The organism is Caballeronia sp. (assembly GCF_049581465.1).
In the GTDB taxonomy this organism is placed as follows: domain Bacteria; phylum Pseudomonadota; class Gammaproteobacteria; order Burkholderiales; family Burkholderiaceae; genus Caballeronia.
This window is the reverse complement of sequence record NZ_JBAUSA010000171.1, coordinates 1-1,510: the sequence shown is the minus strand read 5'-3', so window position 1 is coordinate 1,510 and position 1,510 is coordinate 1. Positions and strand designations below refer to the sequence as shown.

Genomic DNA, 1,510 nt, shown 5'->3' with positions numbered 1-1,510 from the left:
GCCTGTAGGCATCATCAGCCCGTTGCGGGCGGTTACGGAGGAATGCCATCTCCGACGTTGACTCAAAGTCTACGCCTCGCAAGATGCAGGGACAACCCCCTTGTCAAGCAGCGGTCGGACACCTGGTTATTCGGTGAGGGGTGTCCAGGTCATCCAGCTTGATTGCGATGTATGACGAAAAGCCGCTATGGCAAATGACGCGATGAACATGCTCGTCAAGAGAAGGCTCGTTAACTGCATGAAGCGGACGTTCGGATGTCCGCCTCAGATTGCGGCCGAATGGCTCTAGATGGCCGGGTCCGGCAGTTCGCCGTTCGCGATGTCGCCGCGCGCAGCCAGCATCGAAAGGCAACACCGCAAAAGGTGCCTGTTTAAACTGGACGGCTTTCGATGTCTTGTCGAAAAGTTGGGCGACGAAGTAGCGATAACCAGCCGGCAAGGCAAGCCCTTCAACCGCTCATTTCCCGAAATTGTGGAGGATGTTGCTGCAGTGCCCGGTGATTTCGTATGGGACAGTGAGCTTGCGATCGGCGACGCTCGCGGGCCGACGTCGTTCAGCCAACTGCTGAAGCGTTCCAGCACGATGTCGCCGCGGAATATTCCGGCGGCCGCGCGTCGACACCCCGCACGGATTTTCGTGTTCGACATGCTCCTATCCGGCAAGCGCGATTTGCGCCAACTGGAGCTTACCGAGCGGAAGGCTCGTCTGCGCGACGCCTTCGACAACCCGCAGCGGCTCGTCTATGTCACAGACGTGGAATGCATCGGCGAGCTGGTGTTTGAACAGGTGAAAATCCACGACTTCGAGGGCATGGTGGCTAAGCGAAAATCGTCCACCTACACGCGCGGACGGTCGCTCAACTGGATTAAGATCAAGAACACCGATTACAGCAGGCCCGCAGCGCTGGGCTTTGGCCATGCCGGCGAGTAACGTTGCCTCGAACGTGGCCGGTCAAGGGACGGGTTGACGAAAATACGCTGACTACCACCGACCGGCCGCGCTTTGATTTGATTTGGCCGGGCGCGTCAGTCGGGATAGTAGAAGGCGATCGCGTACATAGCCTTGAACTCGAACTGGCAACCGTTGCAAATGAATTCCTGATGAACGGTCATCGCCCCAACCGCGCACGCACCCATCAAAAGGTCAGTAGACTTGCAGCTCGGGCAGTGCGTCACTCCCGTATCGACGACTTCCTTACGCCAGTCCTCCATGTCCTGCATGACGACCTCCCAAGTGCTGGCCCGTTGAGGCATTGCCGTTAGTTTTCTAGTCGATCTCGCCCCGCAAGCGTGGCGAGATCACTGTTCAGCCATGTGTTGTAGACAATCTAATCGAGTGTGTTAGCTAATTTCGTTGTCACGAATCTGGAATTGCGCCCGATCTTTCCCTTTAATCCAGAAAGGCTCTCGACCCATACCGCTCCATTCGACGCCACTATCTGGATTTCGGTATTTCGGCCGCTTGTCAGTTTGCTTACGAGGTTTCTCGCGCTTTTCACCGAATACATCG

At 56.8% G+C, this 1,510-nt stretch carries 3 protein-coding genes and 1 riboswitch; of the genes, 1 reads left to right on the top strand and 2 read right to left on the bottom strand.

Annotated elements, in window-relative coordinates; genetic code table 11:
- Positions 1–62: riboswitch (Fluoride riboswitch) on the bottom strand. This riboswitch is flagged as partial in the annotation.
- Positions 63–289: 227 nt separating this feature from the next.
- Positions 290–931, top strand: a complete 642-nt coding sequence (locus WCA53_RS04350) for a DNA ligase (RefSeq protein WP_423905902.1) — start codon at positions 290–292, stop codon at positions 929–931.
- Positions 932–1,026: 95 nt separating this feature from the next.
- Here WCA53_RS04350 and WCA53_RS04345 read toward each other — a convergent pair whose 3' ends face one another.
- Positions 1,027–1,221 carry a hypothetical protein gene (locus WCA53_RS04345; RefSeq protein ID WP_423905899.1) on the bottom strand — a complete coding sequence of 65 codons (195 nt, stop codon included), beginning with the start codon at positions 1,219–1,221 and terminating at the stop codon, positions 1,027–1,029.
- A 120-nt stretch (positions 1,222–1,341) separates the two neighbouring features.
- On the bottom strand, positions 1,342–1,510 hold a 169-nt coding region (locus WCA53_RS04340), incomplete at its 5' end, for an H-NS family nucleoid-associated regulatory protein (RefSeq protein ID WP_423905905.1).

Excerpts from the sequence above, each read along its gene's own strand:
- WCA53_RS04350 (WP_423905902.1), top strand. The coding sequence starts at position 290 with ATGGCCGGGTCCGGCAGTTCGCCGTTCGCGATGTCGCCGCGCGCAGCC.
- WCA53_RS04345 (WP_423905899.1), bottom strand. The coding sequence starts at position 1,221 with ATGCAGGACATGGAGGACTGGCGTAAGGAAGTCGTCGATACGGGAGTG.